The following is a 15,265-nucleotide window of genomic DNA, read 5'->3' as shown; positions in this document are numbered from 1 at the left end:
CCACCTTCACCCCGGCGGCCGGTAGCGCGGGGTCGGATCGGCAAACCGGCGCGGATGAGCGAGTTCGGTGCGGGCGACACGGAACGTGTAGCCGTCCCATTCGCGCCAGGGATGGTAGCGGCCTGCCTCATCGAGGCGGCCATAACAGACCCGCGCGAGGACGGTCGGACAGGCAGGATCGTCTTCAAGCAGCGCCACCGTGAAGGTGCCGCCCATGCCGCTCGGCGTATCCCACACCGGCGTTTCGGCAGTGATCGTCATGGGGAATTCCTGTCTTTGTGAGAAATCGGGGGTGCAACGATCCGGCAGGGATTGGCCTCACCCCCCGTTGGGAGGCGGCGCTGCCGCCTCCCGGGCTCCGGTCAGAGGAAGAGGACTTCCTCGGCGACGATCTCGACCGCGTAGCGTTCGACGCCCTCGCGGTCCGTCCACTTCGAGTAGTGGAGGCGGCCCTGGACCTCGACCATGTCGCCCTTCTTCTTGTGCTTGGCGACCGAAGTGCCGAGGCCGTTGAAAGCGGTGACGCGGTGGAACTCAGCGAGGGTCTCGGTGTAGCCGGCCTCGTTCTTGACCGTCTGGCCATCGACCAGCTTGGGGCGGTCGGTGACAAGAGTGAAGGAGGTAATCGCGGTTTCACCGGCGTGACGGGTTTCGGGCGCGGAAGCGATGCGGCCGATCAGGATGACGAGGTTCTTCATGGGGCTTCTCCGTGGCTTGAATTCGGCGGAACCGCCCGCCGATGAACACCACAGGCAGGGCCAAAGGCGCGGGCCCGCACCGAACGCCAAAAATCAAACGGGCGTGAGGGAAACCCAAAAGCGAGGAGTGGTGCGGCAAGCCCGCAGGGCTTCACGGTCCGTTGCTTTTGGGTTGCGGCCAGCGACTGGTGCTGCAGGGTTCATCGGCAAACGAAGGGCGGTTTCGTCAGTTCAGGCCGCAGGTTCCCAGGCGTTCCTACCCGTCTGCCTTGGTTGCATCCCGTCAGGGCACCCCGGCACCACGCTGGTGTCCATGCGCACCCTCCCCTCGCAGCGGTACTCCCGCCTGCGCATGTCCGGGCAAGTCAGAACGAGATCGCGCGAGAAACCTCGATTTCTCTGCGCTTACCGCAACGGCCTTGTGCGTCAGCACCTGCACGAAGAGCGGGCTGATCCGGAAATTTCAGGGTGCCACCGCGTGCGAATGGGCGCGTCAGCGCCAGGGTTTGGCGAGGCCCTGTGTGATCAGGTAGTCGCCGGCGTCCACGCCGTTCACCGAGATGGTGGCAAGCGTCCGCCCATAGGCGTCGGTGCCAAGCCGCGTGATCATGACCCGCCCGCGCGAGACGAACCGCACGAGCGCGGCGCGCGATGCTTCCCCGGCAGTGAAGTCGCACCAGGCGTAGGACCGGCGACGGTCCTGACACTTGGGACTGTCCGGCAGTTCAGGTGCATCGATATTGGCGATGCGGACCCGCTCGCGGCCGCAGCGGATGGTGTCGCCATCATGAACGCTTGGCGAAAGACATAGGGCGGCAGCGGCGAGAACGATGGGCATCGGCAATCCCTAGCGCGGCCGCACTGTCGAACCAAGCCCTCCCCTCTTCCCGACTGGCCCCGATCGTCACCCGAAGGGCCGGCATTCTTGCCGGCGAGGTTGGGCGGGCGGCGGCGCGAGAGCGCCGACCGCGCGCCCTAGCGAGTAGAGCGGGTCGCCCCAAGCCCCGCGCGGGGCGCGGGCGTAGGGGTGCCCCCGCCCTCTCCCCTGCCCTTTGCCTCCCAACACCCCATCCACCTTTAGCCCAATACCGATGTGCGATTGTCGCCCGCATGGCGGGCCCACCGCGTCAGTGGATTGCGGCAATGCTCGACCAGCGGCTCTAGAAAGGCTATTGGGGGGCCGTCCTGGAACCGCCCGCAGGGGCAGTGTTTCCATGCGACTGGCAAGGGAGAATCGCGAATGGATCAGGAGATCCAGATGCCGAGCGCGCGCATGGTTGCTGAGGCCATGGCGACGCTGCTCGCAGGCAAGCTTGCCGACCAGGCGGCGAGCGAAATCGTGCTGAGCCGCGAAGAAGCCGCACTGTGCCTCGGGCTTGCCGAGGGAATTGCCGAAAGCCTCGCGCACGAGGCGGGCGAAACGGACTGATCCAGCTTATCTGACCGCAAGCTGCGCTATACGCCGCCGGCCTTGCCGGGGGCCACGGGCAAGGATAGACTTGGCCCAGCGCGCGCCATGCGGGCCGCGTCAGACAAACCAAAGGAGAATGCGCGAGAGGTCGAACGGGCAGCGTCGATCGCGAGAAATTGGAGAATCCCAATGATCCAGCGATACCGTGTGCTCGGGAAGGTCGTCACCGGCGGCCAGGATGACCTGCAGGCTGCGCTCGGCGCGGCCTATGCGCGCAAGGAGCGGGTGCTCTGCGAATGCCGCAGGCACGAAGAGCTGCCGCTCTATATCAGTCACCGCCATGATCGCTATGTGCTGGCGCGCTGGCCCGGTTCGGGCGCGCGTCATGCGACCGCCTGCGACCATTACGAGGCCCCGGACTTTCTGACTGGCATGGCCCAGGTCCGGGGAAATGCCGTGATCGACGACGAGGCTTCCGGCGAAACGACGCTGAAGCTCGCCTTTCCGCTGTCGCGCGGCGCGGCGCGGCTTGCGCCAGCGGCACTCACCAACGACAAGCCGACGGTCAAGTCCTCAGGCCAGAAGCTGTCGATGCGGGGGCTGCTCCATGTCCTGTGGGACCGTGCCGAACTGACGCACTGGCATCCCAAGATGGCGGGCAAGCGCAGCTGGTTCGTGGTGCGCCGCGCGCTGCTCGAAGGCGCGGCCAGCTGCAAGGCCAAGCAGGAAACCCTGTCCCATGTCCTGTTCGTGCCCGAGACGTTCCGGCTCGAGGACAAGGAGGACCTGCGCGCGCGCCGCCGGGCGGCGCTTGAGCGCGTTTACCGTTCGCGTGACGAGTTGATGGTGGTGGTGGGCGAGATCAAGGAGATCGCTCAGGCGCATGGCGCTGAGCGGATCGTGCTGCGCCACGTCGGGGACATGCCGTTCGTCATGGACCCGGACATGGCGCGCCGCTTCCACAAGCGGTTCGCGGGCGAACTGGCGCTGTGGCAGGCACAAGGGAACCAGGGCCACCTCGTCGTTGCCGGCTCGTTCGCGCGGCGCAGGCAAGGGACGTTCGACCTGATCGAGGTGGCGCTGATGCCGGTGACCGGCGAATGGCTGCCCTACGAAAGCAGCGACGAGCAGTATCTGATCGCCAAATCGGTCGCTGAAAAGCGCCGGTTCGTGAAGGGCATGCGGGTCAACCTCGATGCCAGCACGCCGATCGCCAGCCTGGTGCTCAAGGACACCGGCGAGGATGCTACCGCGATCCATATCCATGATGGTGATACCGAGGCCAACGAACCGCTCGAGGCCCTGCTCGCAGGCGAGGGCGTCACGCACATGGTGTGGAAGGAAGGCGAGCCGCTGCCGCCGCGTGGGTCCTGGCGCCGAACCGGCGACACCCCGCCGGACTGCGCTGCTGCGTGAGCGGGCACGCACCCAGGCGTCAGTCGCCCTTCGGCAAGGGCTTTGTCGGCAGCAGGTCGATCCGGCGCGTCGCGCCGGGTTCGGACCGTAGCGCGGCAAGGCGCGTCTCGACCGAGGCCGCATCCTCGGTGATCTCGATGCGATTGAGCCCGATCAGCGTCCAGACCTTGTGCTCGGGGTGCTCGGCGGTGTGGACCGCGTAGGCGAGCGGCAGCTTGTCGGGGTAAAGCCAGAGGAGGAGCACCGGTACGGCGGCAAGGTTGGGCCTGCCCTCGATATCCGTGACCAACAGCAGGTCGGTCACGGGATCATAGCGGCAGTCGATCCCGAGCGGTACGGGGTGGCCGATGATTCCGAGCAGCGCCTCGCGCGCGTTTGCGCCGAAGGTCGCGTCCAGTTCCGGCCCCGGTTTGGCATCCGGGTCGGTTTCAAGCTGTGCCAGGAAAATGAGCACGGCGAAGAGCCGGGCAGCTTCATCGCGCGTGCAGGGAATATCGAGGGCGAGATGGATTGCGGACATGGGAGTTCCTTCGCGGGAAGCGCACAGCCGCCCCAGACTGGCGCTGCCCGGCGCAGGTGCGTCGGGGACCGGAACGGCAGGGCAATGCTCAGAGTGAGAGGTGGCGTTCGACGTGCGCACGCTCGCGCGGACGCTGGAAATTGTAGACGGGAACGCCGTGGGCAGCGGCGATGCGGATTGCCTGACCGGTCCCGCCCGAGGCTTCGCCATCGGCGGTCCAGCACAGGACGAAGTCGGCGGGCGCATCGAGCACAGGCCCCAGCACCTGGAACACGTTCCGGGTGAGCGCGACGATTTCGTACTTGGGCGCGCGGGCATTGCTCGAGCTGACCGGCCGCAGGCCGATGGTGCGCGTCATCGTCAACGTTTCGACAGTGCCGATCAGCTGGCCGCTGGCGTTCTTCTTGATTTCACCGATGTTCATGGACGTTCTCCTAGGTGGACTGAATGTTGGATTGAATGCGACCGAACCCCTTGTCCGATCACTCATTCCCACCCCCCCTTCCCTCCCGGCCGTCAGGCCGAGCTGCGGGCCCTGCCCGCAGTCCTTCTCTGGCACCTTCCATCGGGGACATTCGTCAGCGTGTTTCAGGCGGGCAGACATGCAGGTAGCGCGAGCCATTCGGGCTGGTCGTCCGCAATTGGCAGGTCGGTATTCTGCGCCTGGCTCTCGGTGAACACGTCAGCGATATCGAGAGAGCCGAAGCCTGTTCTGCTATTCCAGAACAGCAGGCCATCTTCGGGATCGCGCATGGCGATGACCAGTTTGGGGGCGAAGTGGACTGTATCGTGGACCTTGCTGGTCTCGATCCAGTGGATGCCGGCGGCATCGATCCTAAACCCGCCGCCGCCGAAGGCATCCGGCTGATGACGATCACTGTCGTAGGACCAGGTCACCATGACAGGGAGCGAATGGGTGATAATGCGGTGCAGCAGGGCGGCAACCGCGTCGGGCTCGAACTGGTCGGCGGTGGCGAACACGCGGACAATTCCATCGGCCTGCTGCTCGAAGGAAAAGTCAGTGCCAAAGGTCGGGAAGTCGCAGTCGGGGAAGATGGCGAGGAACCCCGATATCACTTCCTCGCCGGTAGGCGGGAAGATCGTTCGGAACGCCTCAGACAGGCCGAGCCAGTGTTGGTTGATGGCTTCAGCGTCGGGTTGATCTTCGATGTATTGTGCAAGGGCGATGGCCTCGCGCAGAAGGCCGCATTCGGCAGCGGTGATATGCAGGACAAAGCAGGAATGCGTGTAGCAGTTGGACATGGGTGGTGATCCCTTGTTGAGCTGAGCCGAACATATGTGCGCGGTGGCGCAGGTGTGATCGACGCCGGTGGACGGGGTGCGGTTCAGCCAGTGGCTGAACGAGGTCGCCCGAGGAGTTCCTCAAGCAGCTTGCTTGCCGGTCGGTCCGGATTGTGGGGACAGGCGAGCCGGTCGATCTCGAGTTGGCGCGCGAGGTCATCCGGAATCTCGGCATAGGCCGCAGCTATGGCGACGATCTCGGAAGATACGCCGATCTCACGCGGGCTGGTGCCGCACCACAGGCGAATGCCGGGTTCGCGGTCGCGGTCGGGCGGGCCAAACACCGTCACGAAATAGGTCCCGAGGCCCTGATCCCAGCCCAGCGCAATCTCGAACAGGTCGGTATGTTCGGCGAGCGGCCGCAAAGAATAGCGCGACATGGCTCAGTAGTCGGTCGCGAGCATAATGGTGACGACACGGAAGCTCGTCTTGGCGTCCCAGGGCGTCTCAGCGCCCCACGAATAGGTTCCGTCGTTCTCGTAGACATCGACCTTCCAGAAGATTTTGCGCTCAAGATACGTCACCACCCCAAAGTCCCGCTCTCCGTGTGGATCGTTGCCAGGATCGATCGGGGTCTCGTTGATCAACCGACGCATGGCGCACTGGCCCTGGAACAGCCTGACCTGGCGGATCGCGGGATCGTCCGAATCCCCTGCCAGCAGGTCGGCGAGCGCACGGGTGAGCACCGTCCGGGAGTTTGCCAGCGTGCCGGACCGGGCAGCATCGTTGAGCCGGGCAACTTCGGCGGTCCTCGTGGTCTCTTGGGCTTCGGGCGATGGGGCGATGGTGGCGACGCTGGTGGTCATGGGCAGGCTCCTTCAATTGATCACCGGTTCATCCCCCCTCCCCTCCCTTCCCCAATTGACGGGGTTAGAGCGTTCACGCTACGTTCTAATCTCGAAAGGAATTGCGATGAAGCTGGATGACGTTCTGGGCGGGTTTGATCTCGACATTGTGCTGCGCGATGTGTCGTGTGACGCGGGCGTGCCGCCGGTCAGGCGCGCGATCGCCGCGCTGTGCATCGGGGTCGGTATCGACGATGCCTGGCTATCGGTGCGCGAACTGCGCGAGGCAGTGTCTCTGGTCCACGAAGGCGCGGACGGCGGACGCGCGCGCCTTGCAACGATCCTGAGCACGGCTTGCGATGATTTTCAGCGAGCGATCTATTATTGCCTCGCCGGGCGCGGCGTCGGTGAAATGGCGGAAGCGATGGATTGGTTGCTGGCCATCCTCAAGGCGCGTGGCCGCACAGCTGCCTGGCTGAGTCGGTCGCGGGTCCAGCGAAGGGATCTGGTATCGCCCTATGTTTGCGAGGCACCGGATGGGCCGCTGGTGTCGCCCGATGCAGACTTTGAGCTTGGCCGGTCGTGGTTCGTTGATCGGGGGCCCGGTCCATTCTGAAGCCCTGTATCGCGAGGCCCATCAACGTCCCTATCGGACAAGCCACGGCCTGATTTTTTCATAGCTTATTAAATCTGTAGATTTATTATACTGGGATGTTTATAAAGTCGTGGGTTGAAATATTTTCTGTCGAGATAAAGCTATGAGCTTATGAAAGCTACCATTCGCAACCGTGCCCGGGGCCGCCTGGACAAGAAGTTCGAGGCGCTGAGGCCCCTCGACCGCTTTGCTATGCCCCCAAAGGGATGGATTCGCGCGATCCGTGACGCCATCGGCATGACCGGGGCGCAGCTTGGCAAGCGCGTCGGCAACAGCCCGCAAGGTATCGTCGGCCTCGAGCGCTCGGAGGCAGCCGGGACAATCCAGCTCAACACCCTGCGTCGCGCTGCTGAAGCTATGGAATGCGTACTCGTATATGCCATCGTCCCCAAGACGAGCCTGGCTGATATGGTCAACCGCCGGGCACGCGAAATCGCCCAGCGGGCGCTTCAGCGTGTCTCCCATTCCATGGCGCTGGAAGATCAGCAGGTAGATCGCGACATGGAGCTGCGCATCCAGACCTATATTGAGACGGCGCTGCGCGACCGGGATCTGTGGGAGGCGCAGTGACAGATTTGTTCGCGCAGCCTGACGATGCCACGCCCCTCGACGCCGAAGAGCGCGAGGGCCTTCTTCAGACCTGGATCACGACCCGGGCCGATCTCAACGAGGCAGAACAGGCAAACATCGACGGCGCTGTGGCATGGCTTGAGCGCCGCCGCGACACGAAAATCCTGACCGAAGGATTTGTGTTTGGTCTCCACAAGCGGATGTTCGGTGATGTCTGGGCATGGGCCGGCTCAACGCGGCGTACGGGCAAGAACATCGGCATCGATCCGCAAATGATCCACATTCAACTGGGCGGGCTGCTCAGGGATGCTGCTTATTGGATCGAGCATCAAAGCTACCCACCCGATGAAATCTCCGTCCGGCTTCACCATGGGCTCGTCGCAATTCACCCCTTCCCCAATGGTAATGGTCGTCATGCCCGGCTCATGGCCGATTTGCTCATCGCCCAACTGGGCGGGGAACCGTTCAGTTGGGGCGGTGGAACCTTGCGTGATATCGGCACGTTGCGCGCCGCCTATATCTCAGCGCTGAAAGCCGCCGATGCTTATGACTTCGCGCACTTGCTGGACTTCGCGAGAAGCTGAAAGTGGAGACTGCGTGGCAGAATATAGATCTTTAGCATGCTTGGTCGGAAATGCGGAGCAACAACCAGGCGTTTGATGTGGACTCTCAACCACAACAGGACGGACCAGACATCTGAGTTTGCGTCGGCGGAATGTTTTTCCGCCGCAACCAATCAATAATTTCAATTATTCAAGTCAATCAGGCATAATTTATGCTCAAATTACCTTGCTAAGAATTTTAATGCGCGAGTTATATTTAGCATCCCCTGAATTTTTCATCGCTTTCCAAACATTCTTCAAGTAGTCGCGGCCACGTTTCGACGACGCCATGTTAACGGCCAGTGCCGAGAAAAGCTGATCGTTTGCGGTGAGTCGATTAAAAGCGGTCGGCGGGAAGCCTCGTTCCGAAAAGAGCTTGCAAACCGCGTCCCGGACGCGGCTGCAACGGTCCCAGTCCGCCCAGGACCAAGGCAGACGTTTTTCGATGAGCTGCCATCCATCGTCGGGCATTTGACGATGGGCGAGCGCGTTATGAATAAGTTCGAAAGTCTGAATTGCGAGTTCCGCGGCCTGCTGGGAACGGTTTCCGAAAGCCCGTGCCAAGATAAATGCGCGAAAATACGCTCTGTCGTGCTCCGGAACATCGCCGCGCGACGTCGCAAGCGCTGTGATCCACGGGTCGGCACCGAAGTCGTTTGGCATCGTGTCGGGCTGCATCGCACGTGCAAACTGGACGAGCGATTGCCGAGCGCTAACCGCGTGGCTGGCGAATAGCTCGGCAACGGCCTGCGGATGGGCCGACACTGCTTCATACCACGAACGACCAACATTGAGCGGCATATCAACCTGCAAGACCGCGCGGCCGACACAGGCGGCACCGAGTGCCTCTACGGCGGGATAGGCAAGATCATGCGTCGACGCGACTAGCGCGGTCGAGGCGGCTGCAGCGAGACTTAGGTCGGAGGCGGCAAGTGTCAAAGCGGCACGCACATCCAAGCCTTCGAGCGACCAAAAGGACGGTTCGCCCACAACTTGCGGTCGGCGATGCAGCACTTCGTTCGACAGCGACGGCGCGGCCTTGATACCGGCGACCAGGGAATCGAGCTGCACGGAATCGATGGCGCTAATCGCAATGCGATTGCCGGATCCCGTCTCTGCAAGCATCACAGCCACCCGCTCGGGCTCACGCCGCCAAAGCTCGACACCGATGTTTTGGAGTGTTGCGGGTGCAGGATTAGGGCCGAGGAACTCCAAATTCCGGAGCACGAAGTCCAGCGCGCCGGTATGAAGTCGTTCGGGTTGAGAGGCGGCTGCCTGGGTGATCGCGATGCGGGCGAACCGCGCCTGACCCGTTTCGAACTCCCGGTCAAGCAAAGCGATAGCCTCATCAATGCTCGTTGCATCCTGTTCGAGCCGATCCAGCATTGTGTGCAGACGGCACAGGGACGCGAAGGATTCTCGGCCGTGAGCAACATCGCCGCCGACGCGCCGCAGAAAGAATCGCAGGCCGTTCGCGCCGGGTCGGAGCAAGTCATCGAGCGCATCATCGAGCCAGGTTGCGTCGGGTATCAAGACGCGCTCCGCTTCAATGCTCTTTGGAAATCTGCTGCGGACGACCTTGTCGGGCGGCAGAAGTTGGAGGTCGAACGGCGTAGAATCGGTCGAGCGGTCAGACGCGGACAAGGAGCAGAACCTAAAGGCCCGCCTCAGGCGCGGCCATTGCTGGCTCCAGACGCTGAGCGCCAGAATGTCTGGATCGGCTTGGGAGACGCTAGCGATGATCCGGTCTGTTGGTCTGCCATAGAGCGCGGCAAGGATAGGCCGCGCCTCGGATCCAAAAAGCGCGGGCGAATTCGGGGTGGCCGGTAGATACTGAATTGGCTCATGATAGACTGACGGAATGCCTGACCCCGGCCGGACGAACATTCGAAGAAGTCCGGTCGCATCCTCGATTGTCGCGAGGTCGGTAAAATCGACGAGCAGACTATGTGTCCACACGCAGCCGGGCCGCGGCAGTTCGGGTGCCGCCCAGGTTCGCGCGACGACGTAGAGGTTCGATTCCGCAAGCGGATATCCTGTCAGGTAGCCGCCTGACGGGATCTTCACACCGGGTCCGGACCGATCGCTAAGCGTCAGTAGCGTTTTTGTGTCGCGGGCACTTAGGGCCGCTGAGAGAGCGAGTTCGCGATGGCCGTCGGTGTAACCATGGAGGGCCTGATGAATCTTGATGGCGCTTGCGGACGTCATTCCATCAGCCATGCCAGGGGTTCGGTGAGGTCATGCGAATGAACATCGCCCATCACGACATCGACGCGCGTGGACGCCTTATCATACTGACGCAGCGCCTCAGCCTCGAGCGCCTTCTCCTTTTCGGGATCCACATCGTCATAGTCGCCGCCCTGCGCGCTGATGCCGTATGTGACATGCGTCCAAGCGTCGGCATTGTGACGGAGATATTGGTCGAGCAACGGCATCTTTTCGGCGAGGAACGCTGCCGGCGTCCGACCTTCTCCACTGACCTTGTCCCACACGCTCAGCATGATTGCGAGTTTGCGGGGACCGATGTCGATTGGTGGTGAACGGAGCAGTTGGAGCATGTCGACCAGCTGGACTTGCGTCGGTGCAGCGCGTGGGTGCCAGGGGACAGGTTCGCCAGGCGCGATCGGAGCAAGACCCCATTTTGCGTACATGGCGTTTTCGTCGGCAATCCAGTTGGGTCCGTGAATGTCGTCAGCATTCATGAAGAGGAGGACGCCGCCGGCGCGCAAGATCGCGATCACGTCGGGATTGGCGTCGCGATCTTCCCACATCCGCCGATACTCTTCTCCCGGAACATCCGGGAACGTGACCTTGACGACGCTATCGTTGGCGCTTTTGAGATTCATGGAAACGACGCGGCTACCGAGCATGAGCGTGCGCTCCTGCTTCTGGGCGTTGCGCCACCGTGCCGCTATTTCGTTCAGGTGCTTCGCTGTGCCTGCAAGCAAATTGCCGAAGCGCAGTTTCGTTGGAACGTCACGCGCGGTGACAACATGCCACAATGCGGCAAGGTAGGTGGTCTTGCCCGATTCCGGCAGACCGATGATCACAACCGACTGCTCGCTCATTGGGTGTCCCCCAGCGGTTCGGAAAGTTGCCGAAGCTGACCAAACAGACGTTGGATCCGGGGCGGGGTGATCATCGCGGTTGCGATCGTGGGAGTCGGCTGGAGCCAGAACTGCAGAACTTCATCGACACCGTCGCCGCGCATGCCTGCATTGATCGACGGAGACGCGGCGATCCGAAAGATATCGACGCGGGTGATGATGCCAGGGAAATTTCCAAGAATTTGGTCCCGAAGGCCTGTGAAATCTTCCTCGGCGCGCGCTTCGTGGGCAGAAGCCTTGATGAGGTCGAGCTTGGTCAAGACAAGGCCGATCCGCTGTTCGCAGCTAATTGCCCCTGCATCGATCAGCCCCTGAAGGATCATGATCACTTCGCTTTTGATATTGTGGCGCTTACCTGCGTCGAGGAGACGCCCACCATCGATGAGAATGGTGATCGCGTCAGCACGGCGGATTTCAGCCAGCTCGGCTGCTGCCGATACGTCGTCGGCAACTTCGCTATATTCTTCCCCGGATCGATCGGCGAGGAGTAGAGTGATCCCATCGCCGGCCGTTCCGCCGTCAAGGTCGAGATGATAGAAGAGAACCTCGCCTCGCTGGGTTCGCTCGGTATGTGGCACGCCGCGACGCGAAGCGTCCCGCGCGTCGTGGCAGGCCATCTCGAACGCGTGGAGGGTCGAGCTACGCGCGAAGCCGACACCATCAACCTCGCCGAGCTGGAACAGGTCATAGAGGCCGACAATCAAGCTTGTCTTGCCTGTCTCGCGCGGACCGATCAGCGCTATCAGGCGAGAATCGGCACGACGGATCAGGACGCCGGCATCGACAAGACTGAGCGCCGCACCGTTGGGCAGAGCGACACCAAGCGGGGACTCGGCTTCGACACCCTCTTCGGTCTCCTCGACCTCGGCGGTTTCGCCGTAATGAGGGCAATCAGCGAGTTCGAGTCCCTCGACGCATTTACCCGTCTCGGCGACACGACAGTCCGGGTTTGAGCAGATGACCGCTTCGTCGCTCATGGCTGCTTCAACATCCTCAGGCATGTGTCACTAGAAGGCGCTCGCGGTAGAACTGGACCCCGAGTGCAAGGCAACTCATGTCATGGGCGGCCGGGATTTCAGACACGCTGGCCCAGTTGCCGACCCAGGTATCATCGTGTCCCCCGGTTTCTAGGCGCCGCGCGAGCGCGAAATGAAGCGGGGTCGTCACTGGTGAGAACTCCTTCTCTTCGGCGATGGTCTTCGCCCAATCGAGTGGAACCGCATTGACCGCCTCAGCTAGTGTGAGCTTTTTGCGCGCCTTCAGGCCCGCGCGCGACAGCAATCCTTTAACCGAAGCCGGACCCGGCAAAATTTCGGTTAGTCCAGCGAGTTCGGTGCCGAGGACTAGCGGTTGCGCATCCGCCGAGATTACCGAAAAATCGCAATCGAGATCAACGCTATGGGATCCTGTCAGCCACCAAAGCATCTGAAGCTCTTCGTCCTTCATCTCGATATGTTCCCCGAGCTTGCCGAATGCGACGTTAAGCTCATCGATCAAGACATCAAACGCGATGCGGACAATGCCGGCGGCCTCGGTTAGCGCTTCTTCGACGCCAGCAAAGCTTGGTGTTGTGGTTATCTTCTCATTGGCTGCCGCAAAATCGAATTCTCGCCCTGCTTCCGAGATGAATCTGGAAATATCTGGGCGCGATCGACGAATTTCTGCGATCTCGAGGATCGTCGCCTCGGCGCGCGAGACAAGGTCCATAGGCAGCTTTGGAGCGCGGGCCCTCTGACAGGAAGCCGTTGTCACCGCGAGTGCCGCTATCGCGTTCCAATTGCTGCTTTCCATCATCTGAGCGAGGCAGATTGCGGCAAGAACCTGGAGCTCGCGCGCGTTGCCAGAGGTGGGGAAAGTTTCATCCACCCCAAACGGAACACGAAAAGCGTCGATCGCTGCGCTCGAGGGCGATTTCTTCGATTTGAATGCAAGTCGCACCCAGGTTTCGATCATCGCTGCATCTGCCTGGGCGACCGCAGCGATCACACCTTGATGGCGCAGACCGCGCAAAGTGCCATCATCACCGACAGACAAGGTTGCAAACCAACCCGCGAATTCTCTTTCGACAGGTGCTAGCGCTTTGGTTGCCATTATGCCCTCTCCCTTTTCTTGATTTCTGCTCCAAGCGCATCGACGAGACCGCGCTCACCAGCGCGCAGTAGCGCGCGGCCATAGCGTTCCGGTTCTAGCAAGGCCATTTCTTCTTCTTCTAGGAGACCGAGATCTGCCGCGATATCGCGACGCTGAGAGCTGGTCAGCTTCCAGAAGCGATAGACAAGATTTCGGGTTGTTTCATCGCTCATTGCGGCCTCCGTATCGACCGCGTCGGGTAGCGTCACCGGCTCGGCTTTGATCACGACGAGTTCCGCCACAACCGGAGAGTTTTGAACTGCCCCGATCCGTGGCGGGAGCGCTGGGATCGGAATCGATTTCCGATAGACCGGCTGATTACCGTTCATGCGCGACTGGTAGCCCTCGGGGTTCGTCTGCCAATGCCGAAGGTGTGCTGTGATGTCGAGCGATCGTCCATTTCCCTCACCGGAAACGTGGACTTCGATCAGATTGTAGCCGGGATCGAAGCCCGCTTCGTTGCGATCAGGATTAACCCCGGCTGCACCGATCCGGACGTAGTTGTCGGTCAGGGTTACGCGCTGGGTGTGTTTGTGCCCGAAAAGATGGATGGCCGCCCTGTCGGCGATACAGGCTTCGATCTGATCATGGTCCATGCACCAGTCCGGCGGGTGATGTGCAATGACGAGGTTGACGACATCTTCCTCGGGATCGAGCGCGGTCTGCAACGGGCTGAGGTAGAGTCCCATTCGTTCGTTGGCATCGCCGTTACGGCCGGACAATAACGTCGAGGTCAGGCCATTGAGACGGAGGCGAACGCCGTGTTCAAGATCGAGATCCTGCTTCCAGTATAGGTGCTCGGGCGAGTAGACCTGACAGCTGAAGATCTTGGCGAAGTCGTTATAAGCTGCATGAGGCCGAAGCAGAGCATTAGCGGCTTCGGCATCCTCGAATTGCTCCCGCAGCACTGCTTCCCGCCGGTTGTCGGCTGCGTTGAAAATGGCAGCCTGGACGTTCTTCACAGACGGCGTTTTTGCGATGATGCCCCGATCGACGTCGTGGTTGCCGGGAATGACGTAGACGCGCTCGAACGGACAGCCCGTAGTATCGGCCAGTTCCTTGATCCAGATCTCGGCTGCGCCGTATTCGACGGGATGCGCCTTAAATGCGATATCGCCGCCAATGAGAATTGCGCCGACCGGTTCGCCAAGTTTCGCGATTTCGACCCGCAGATCTTGGATCATCCGTGTGCGGTAGACACGATCAGGATCGGTGGCCGGCCTCAGGCATTGCGGTTCGCGAAAGTGAATGTCGGAGATGTGGAGTAAAAGCATAGTCGATGACCTTAGCAGCCTCGACGCAGAATGCATCACTGACCAACTGCCCGCGACTTTTTGTAAGCTTGAATGCCACCCGACACGCGAGTGAATGGCAGAGGCGAAAGGCTGTCGTTCAGGTCTCGTCATCGTTGCAGGTGACCACCCGCGACACCGTGCGTCCCTGCGGCGCGTTGCTTGCTAGCACTACCCGGAAGGGCTGAAGCGGATTGCCGGTCTTGACCACGGCGGTGTCGCTGAGAATGTGGTCGGCGACCTGGGTTGCGACCCGGTTGGCGTTCTCGATGCTACATAGTTTAGCCCGCTTGGCAGAAGGCTTGGAAAAGGCTGGGTCGGTCATGGTAATGCTCTGATGTCCGCTATCAGGTCGCAGCTGGTGCAAGCGGTGCAGGAACAATCGTCCAGGCGCGGGTCATCAGCCCGGAGATGCGCACGCCGATCCCGTCGCTCATCCGGCGCAGCGCGGTCTTCTTGCCCGACTGCGCGACCCGGAAGCTGCGTTCGGCAACGCCGTCGGTGAAGGTCAAGGTTTCAGGCAAGACCAGCGTATCTCCCGGCCGGGGCTTCCGGCGCGAAGTGAGCGCAAGCCGCTGGCGACAATGCTCGCGCCAGTTGACCGCATAGTCGTTCGCCGGCGGACCAAGCAGGTCAAGGATCGAGGCCGGGCAGTCGTAGTTGTATGGGCCCATGGTCTCGCTCAGTCGGGTAGGATTGGTGCTGCTCATGGAGTCAGCCCTGATCCCCCCGCCGAACCGCACGTGCAGCTTTCACCGCATGCGGCTCTCCACTGTG

General features: G+C 61.8%; 20 protein-coding genes. 5 read left to right on the top strand and 15 right to left on the bottom strand.

Going from position 1 to position 15,265, the window contains the following annotated elements; genetic code table 11:
• Positions 1–6 precede the first annotated feature (6 nt).
• From FHS92_RS15835 to FHS92_RS15825, 3 genes are all read right to left on the bottom strand, one after another.
• Entirely contained in the window at positions 7–261 is a 255-nt protein-coding gene (locus FHS92_RS15835) for a hypothetical protein (RefSeq protein WP_066213941.1), read from the bottom strand.
• Between the two features lie 101 nt (positions 262–362).
• Positions 363–698, bottom strand: coding sequence for a single-stranded DNA-binding protein (locus FHS92_RS15830; RefSeq protein WP_184081727.1), 336 nt, complete (start codon positions 696–698; stop codon positions 363–365).
• Between the two features lie 493 nt (positions 699–1,191).
• On the bottom strand, positions 1,192–1,536 hold the full coding sequence (locus tag FHS92_RS15825) for a thermonuclease family protein (RefSeq protein ID WP_145075489.1): 345 nt from the start codon (positions 1,534–1,536) through the stop codon (positions 1,192–1,194).
• 402 nt (positions 1,537–1,938) lie between these two features.
• Here FHS92_RS15825 and FHS92_RS15820 point away from each other — a divergent pair, with 402 nt between their 5' ends.
• Entirely contained in the window at positions 1,939–2,127 is a 189-nt protein-coding gene (locus FHS92_RS15820; RefSeq protein WP_145075492.1) for a hypothetical protein, read from the top strand.
• Positions 2,128–2,298: 171 nt separating this feature from the next.
• Positions 2,299–3,525: a DUF1173 domain-containing protein gene (locus tag FHS92_RS15815; protein ID WP_184081726.1), complete on the top strand. Its 1,227-nt coding sequence runs from the start codon at positions 2,299–2,301 to the stop codon at positions 3,523–3,525.
• Positions 3,526–3,544: 19 nt separating this feature from the next.
• On the opposite strand, the gene FHS92_RS15810 is transcribed toward FHS92_RS15815, so the two are convergent.
• From FHS92_RS15810 to FHS92_RS15790, 5 genes are all read right to left on the bottom strand, one after another.
• Positions 3,545–4,045 (bottom strand): hypothetical protein, encoded by a 501-nt coding sequence (locus tag FHS92_RS15810; protein WP_184081725.1) that lies wholly within the window; start codon positions 4,043–4,045, stop codon positions 3,545–3,547.
• Between the two features lie 88 nt (positions 4,046–4,133).
• Positions 4,134–4,469: a DUF736 family protein gene (locus FHS92_RS15805; protein ID WP_184081724.1), complete on the bottom strand. Its 336-nt coding sequence runs from the start codon at positions 4,467–4,469 to the stop codon at positions 4,134–4,136.
• A gap of 164 nt (positions 4,470–4,633) precedes the next feature.
• A complete protein-coding gene (locus FHS92_RS15800) occupies positions 4,634–5,308 on the bottom strand; it encodes a hypothetical protein (RefSeq protein WP_184081723.1) in 675 nt (224 codons plus the stop codon).
• Positions 5,309–5,391: 83 nt separating this feature from the next.
• The gene (locus FHS92_RS15795) at positions 5,392–5,727 is read right to left on the bottom strand and encodes a hypothetical protein (RefSeq protein ID WP_184081722.1); all 336 of its coding nucleotides are present in this window, start codon (positions 5,725–5,727) and stop codon (positions 5,392–5,394) included.
• A 3-nt stretch (positions 5,728–5,730) separates the two neighbouring features.
• Positions 5,731–6,153: a DUF3768 domain-containing protein gene (locus tag FHS92_RS15790; protein ID WP_184081721.1), complete on the bottom strand. Its 423-nt coding sequence runs from the start codon at positions 6,151–6,153 to the stop codon at positions 5,731–5,733.
• A gap of 106 nt (positions 6,154–6,259) precedes the next feature.
• Between FHS92_RS15790 and FHS92_RS15785 the strand changes: the two genes are divergently transcribed.
• The 3 genes from FHS92_RS15785 (at position 6,260) to FHS92_RS15775 (ending at position 7,941) form a co-directional block, all read left to right on the top strand.
• On the top strand, positions 6,260–6,748 hold the full coding sequence (locus tag FHS92_RS15785; protein WP_184081720.1) for a hypothetical protein: 489 nt from the start codon (positions 6,260–6,262) through the stop codon (positions 6,746–6,748).
• 150 nt (positions 6,749–6,898) lie between these two features.
• Positions 6,899–7,357 carry a mobile mystery protein A gene (locus FHS92_RS15780; RefSeq protein ID WP_184081719.1) on the top strand — a complete coding sequence of 153 codons (459 nt, stop codon included), beginning with the start codon at positions 6,899–6,901 and terminating at the stop codon, positions 7,355–7,357.
• Positions 7,354–7,941 (top strand): mobile mystery protein B, encoded by a 588-nt coding sequence (locus FHS92_RS15775; protein ID WP_184081718.1) that lies wholly within the window; start codon positions 7,354–7,356, stop codon positions 7,939–7,941. Before FHS92_RS15780 ends, FHS92_RS15775 begins: the two co-directional genes overlap by 4 nt.
• Positions 7,942–8,136: 195 nt before the next feature.
• Here FHS92_RS15775 and FHS92_RS15770 read toward each other — a convergent pair whose 3' ends face one another.
• From FHS92_RS15770 to FHS92_RS15740, 7 genes are all read right to left on the bottom strand, one after another.
• On the bottom strand, positions 8,137–10,179 hold the full coding sequence (locus FHS92_RS15770) for a GAP1-N1 domain-containing protein (protein ID WP_184081717.1): 2,043 nt from the start codon (positions 10,177–10,179) through the stop codon (positions 8,137–8,139).
• Positions 10,164–11,027 (bottom strand): TRAFAC clade GTPase domain-containing protein, encoded by an 864-nt coding sequence (locus FHS92_RS15765; RefSeq protein ID WP_184081716.1) that lies wholly within the window; start codon positions 11,025–11,027, stop codon positions 10,164–10,166. The genes FHS92_RS15770 and FHS92_RS15765 overlap by 16 nt, the downstream gene beginning before the upstream one ends.
• Positions 11,024–12,043: a TRAFAC clade GTPase domain-containing protein gene (locus tag FHS92_RS15760; RefSeq protein ID WP_184081715.1), complete on the bottom strand. Its 1,020-nt coding sequence runs from the start codon at positions 12,041–12,043 to the stop codon at positions 11,024–11,026. The genes FHS92_RS15765 and FHS92_RS15760 overlap by 4 nt, the downstream gene beginning before the upstream one ends.
• A 16-nt stretch (positions 12,044–12,059) precedes the next feature.
• Positions 12,060–13,157: a GTPase-associated system all-helical protein GASH gene (locus tag FHS92_RS15755; protein WP_184081714.1), complete on the bottom strand. Its 1,098-nt coding sequence runs from the start codon at positions 13,155–13,157 to the stop codon at positions 12,060–12,062.
• Entirely contained in the window at positions 13,157–14,470 is a 1,314-nt protein-coding gene (locus FHS92_RS15750; RefSeq protein WP_184081713.1) for a metallophosphoesterase, read from the bottom strand. The genes FHS92_RS15755 and FHS92_RS15750 overlap by 1 nt, the downstream gene beginning before the upstream one ends.
• A 118-nt stretch (positions 14,471–14,588) precedes the next feature.
• Entirely contained in the window at positions 14,589–14,813 is a 225-nt protein-coding gene (locus FHS92_RS15745) for a hypothetical protein (RefSeq protein ID WP_184081712.1), read from the bottom strand.
• 22 nt (positions 14,814–14,835) lie between these two features.
• Positions 14,836–15,198 (bottom strand): DUF6927 domain-containing protein, encoded by a 363-nt coding sequence (locus FHS92_RS15740; RefSeq protein ID WP_246352062.1) that lies wholly within the window; start codon positions 15,196–15,198, stop codon positions 14,836–14,838.
• Between the last annotated feature and the right edge of the window lie 67 nt (positions 15,199–15,265).

The organism is Sphingobium subterraneum, assembly GCF_014199435.1.
GTDB lineage: Bacteria > Pseudomonadota > Alphaproteobacteria > Sphingomonadales > Sphingomonadaceae > Sphingobium > Sphingobium subterraneum.
This window is presented reverse-complemented; position numbering and strand designations above follow the sequence as displayed.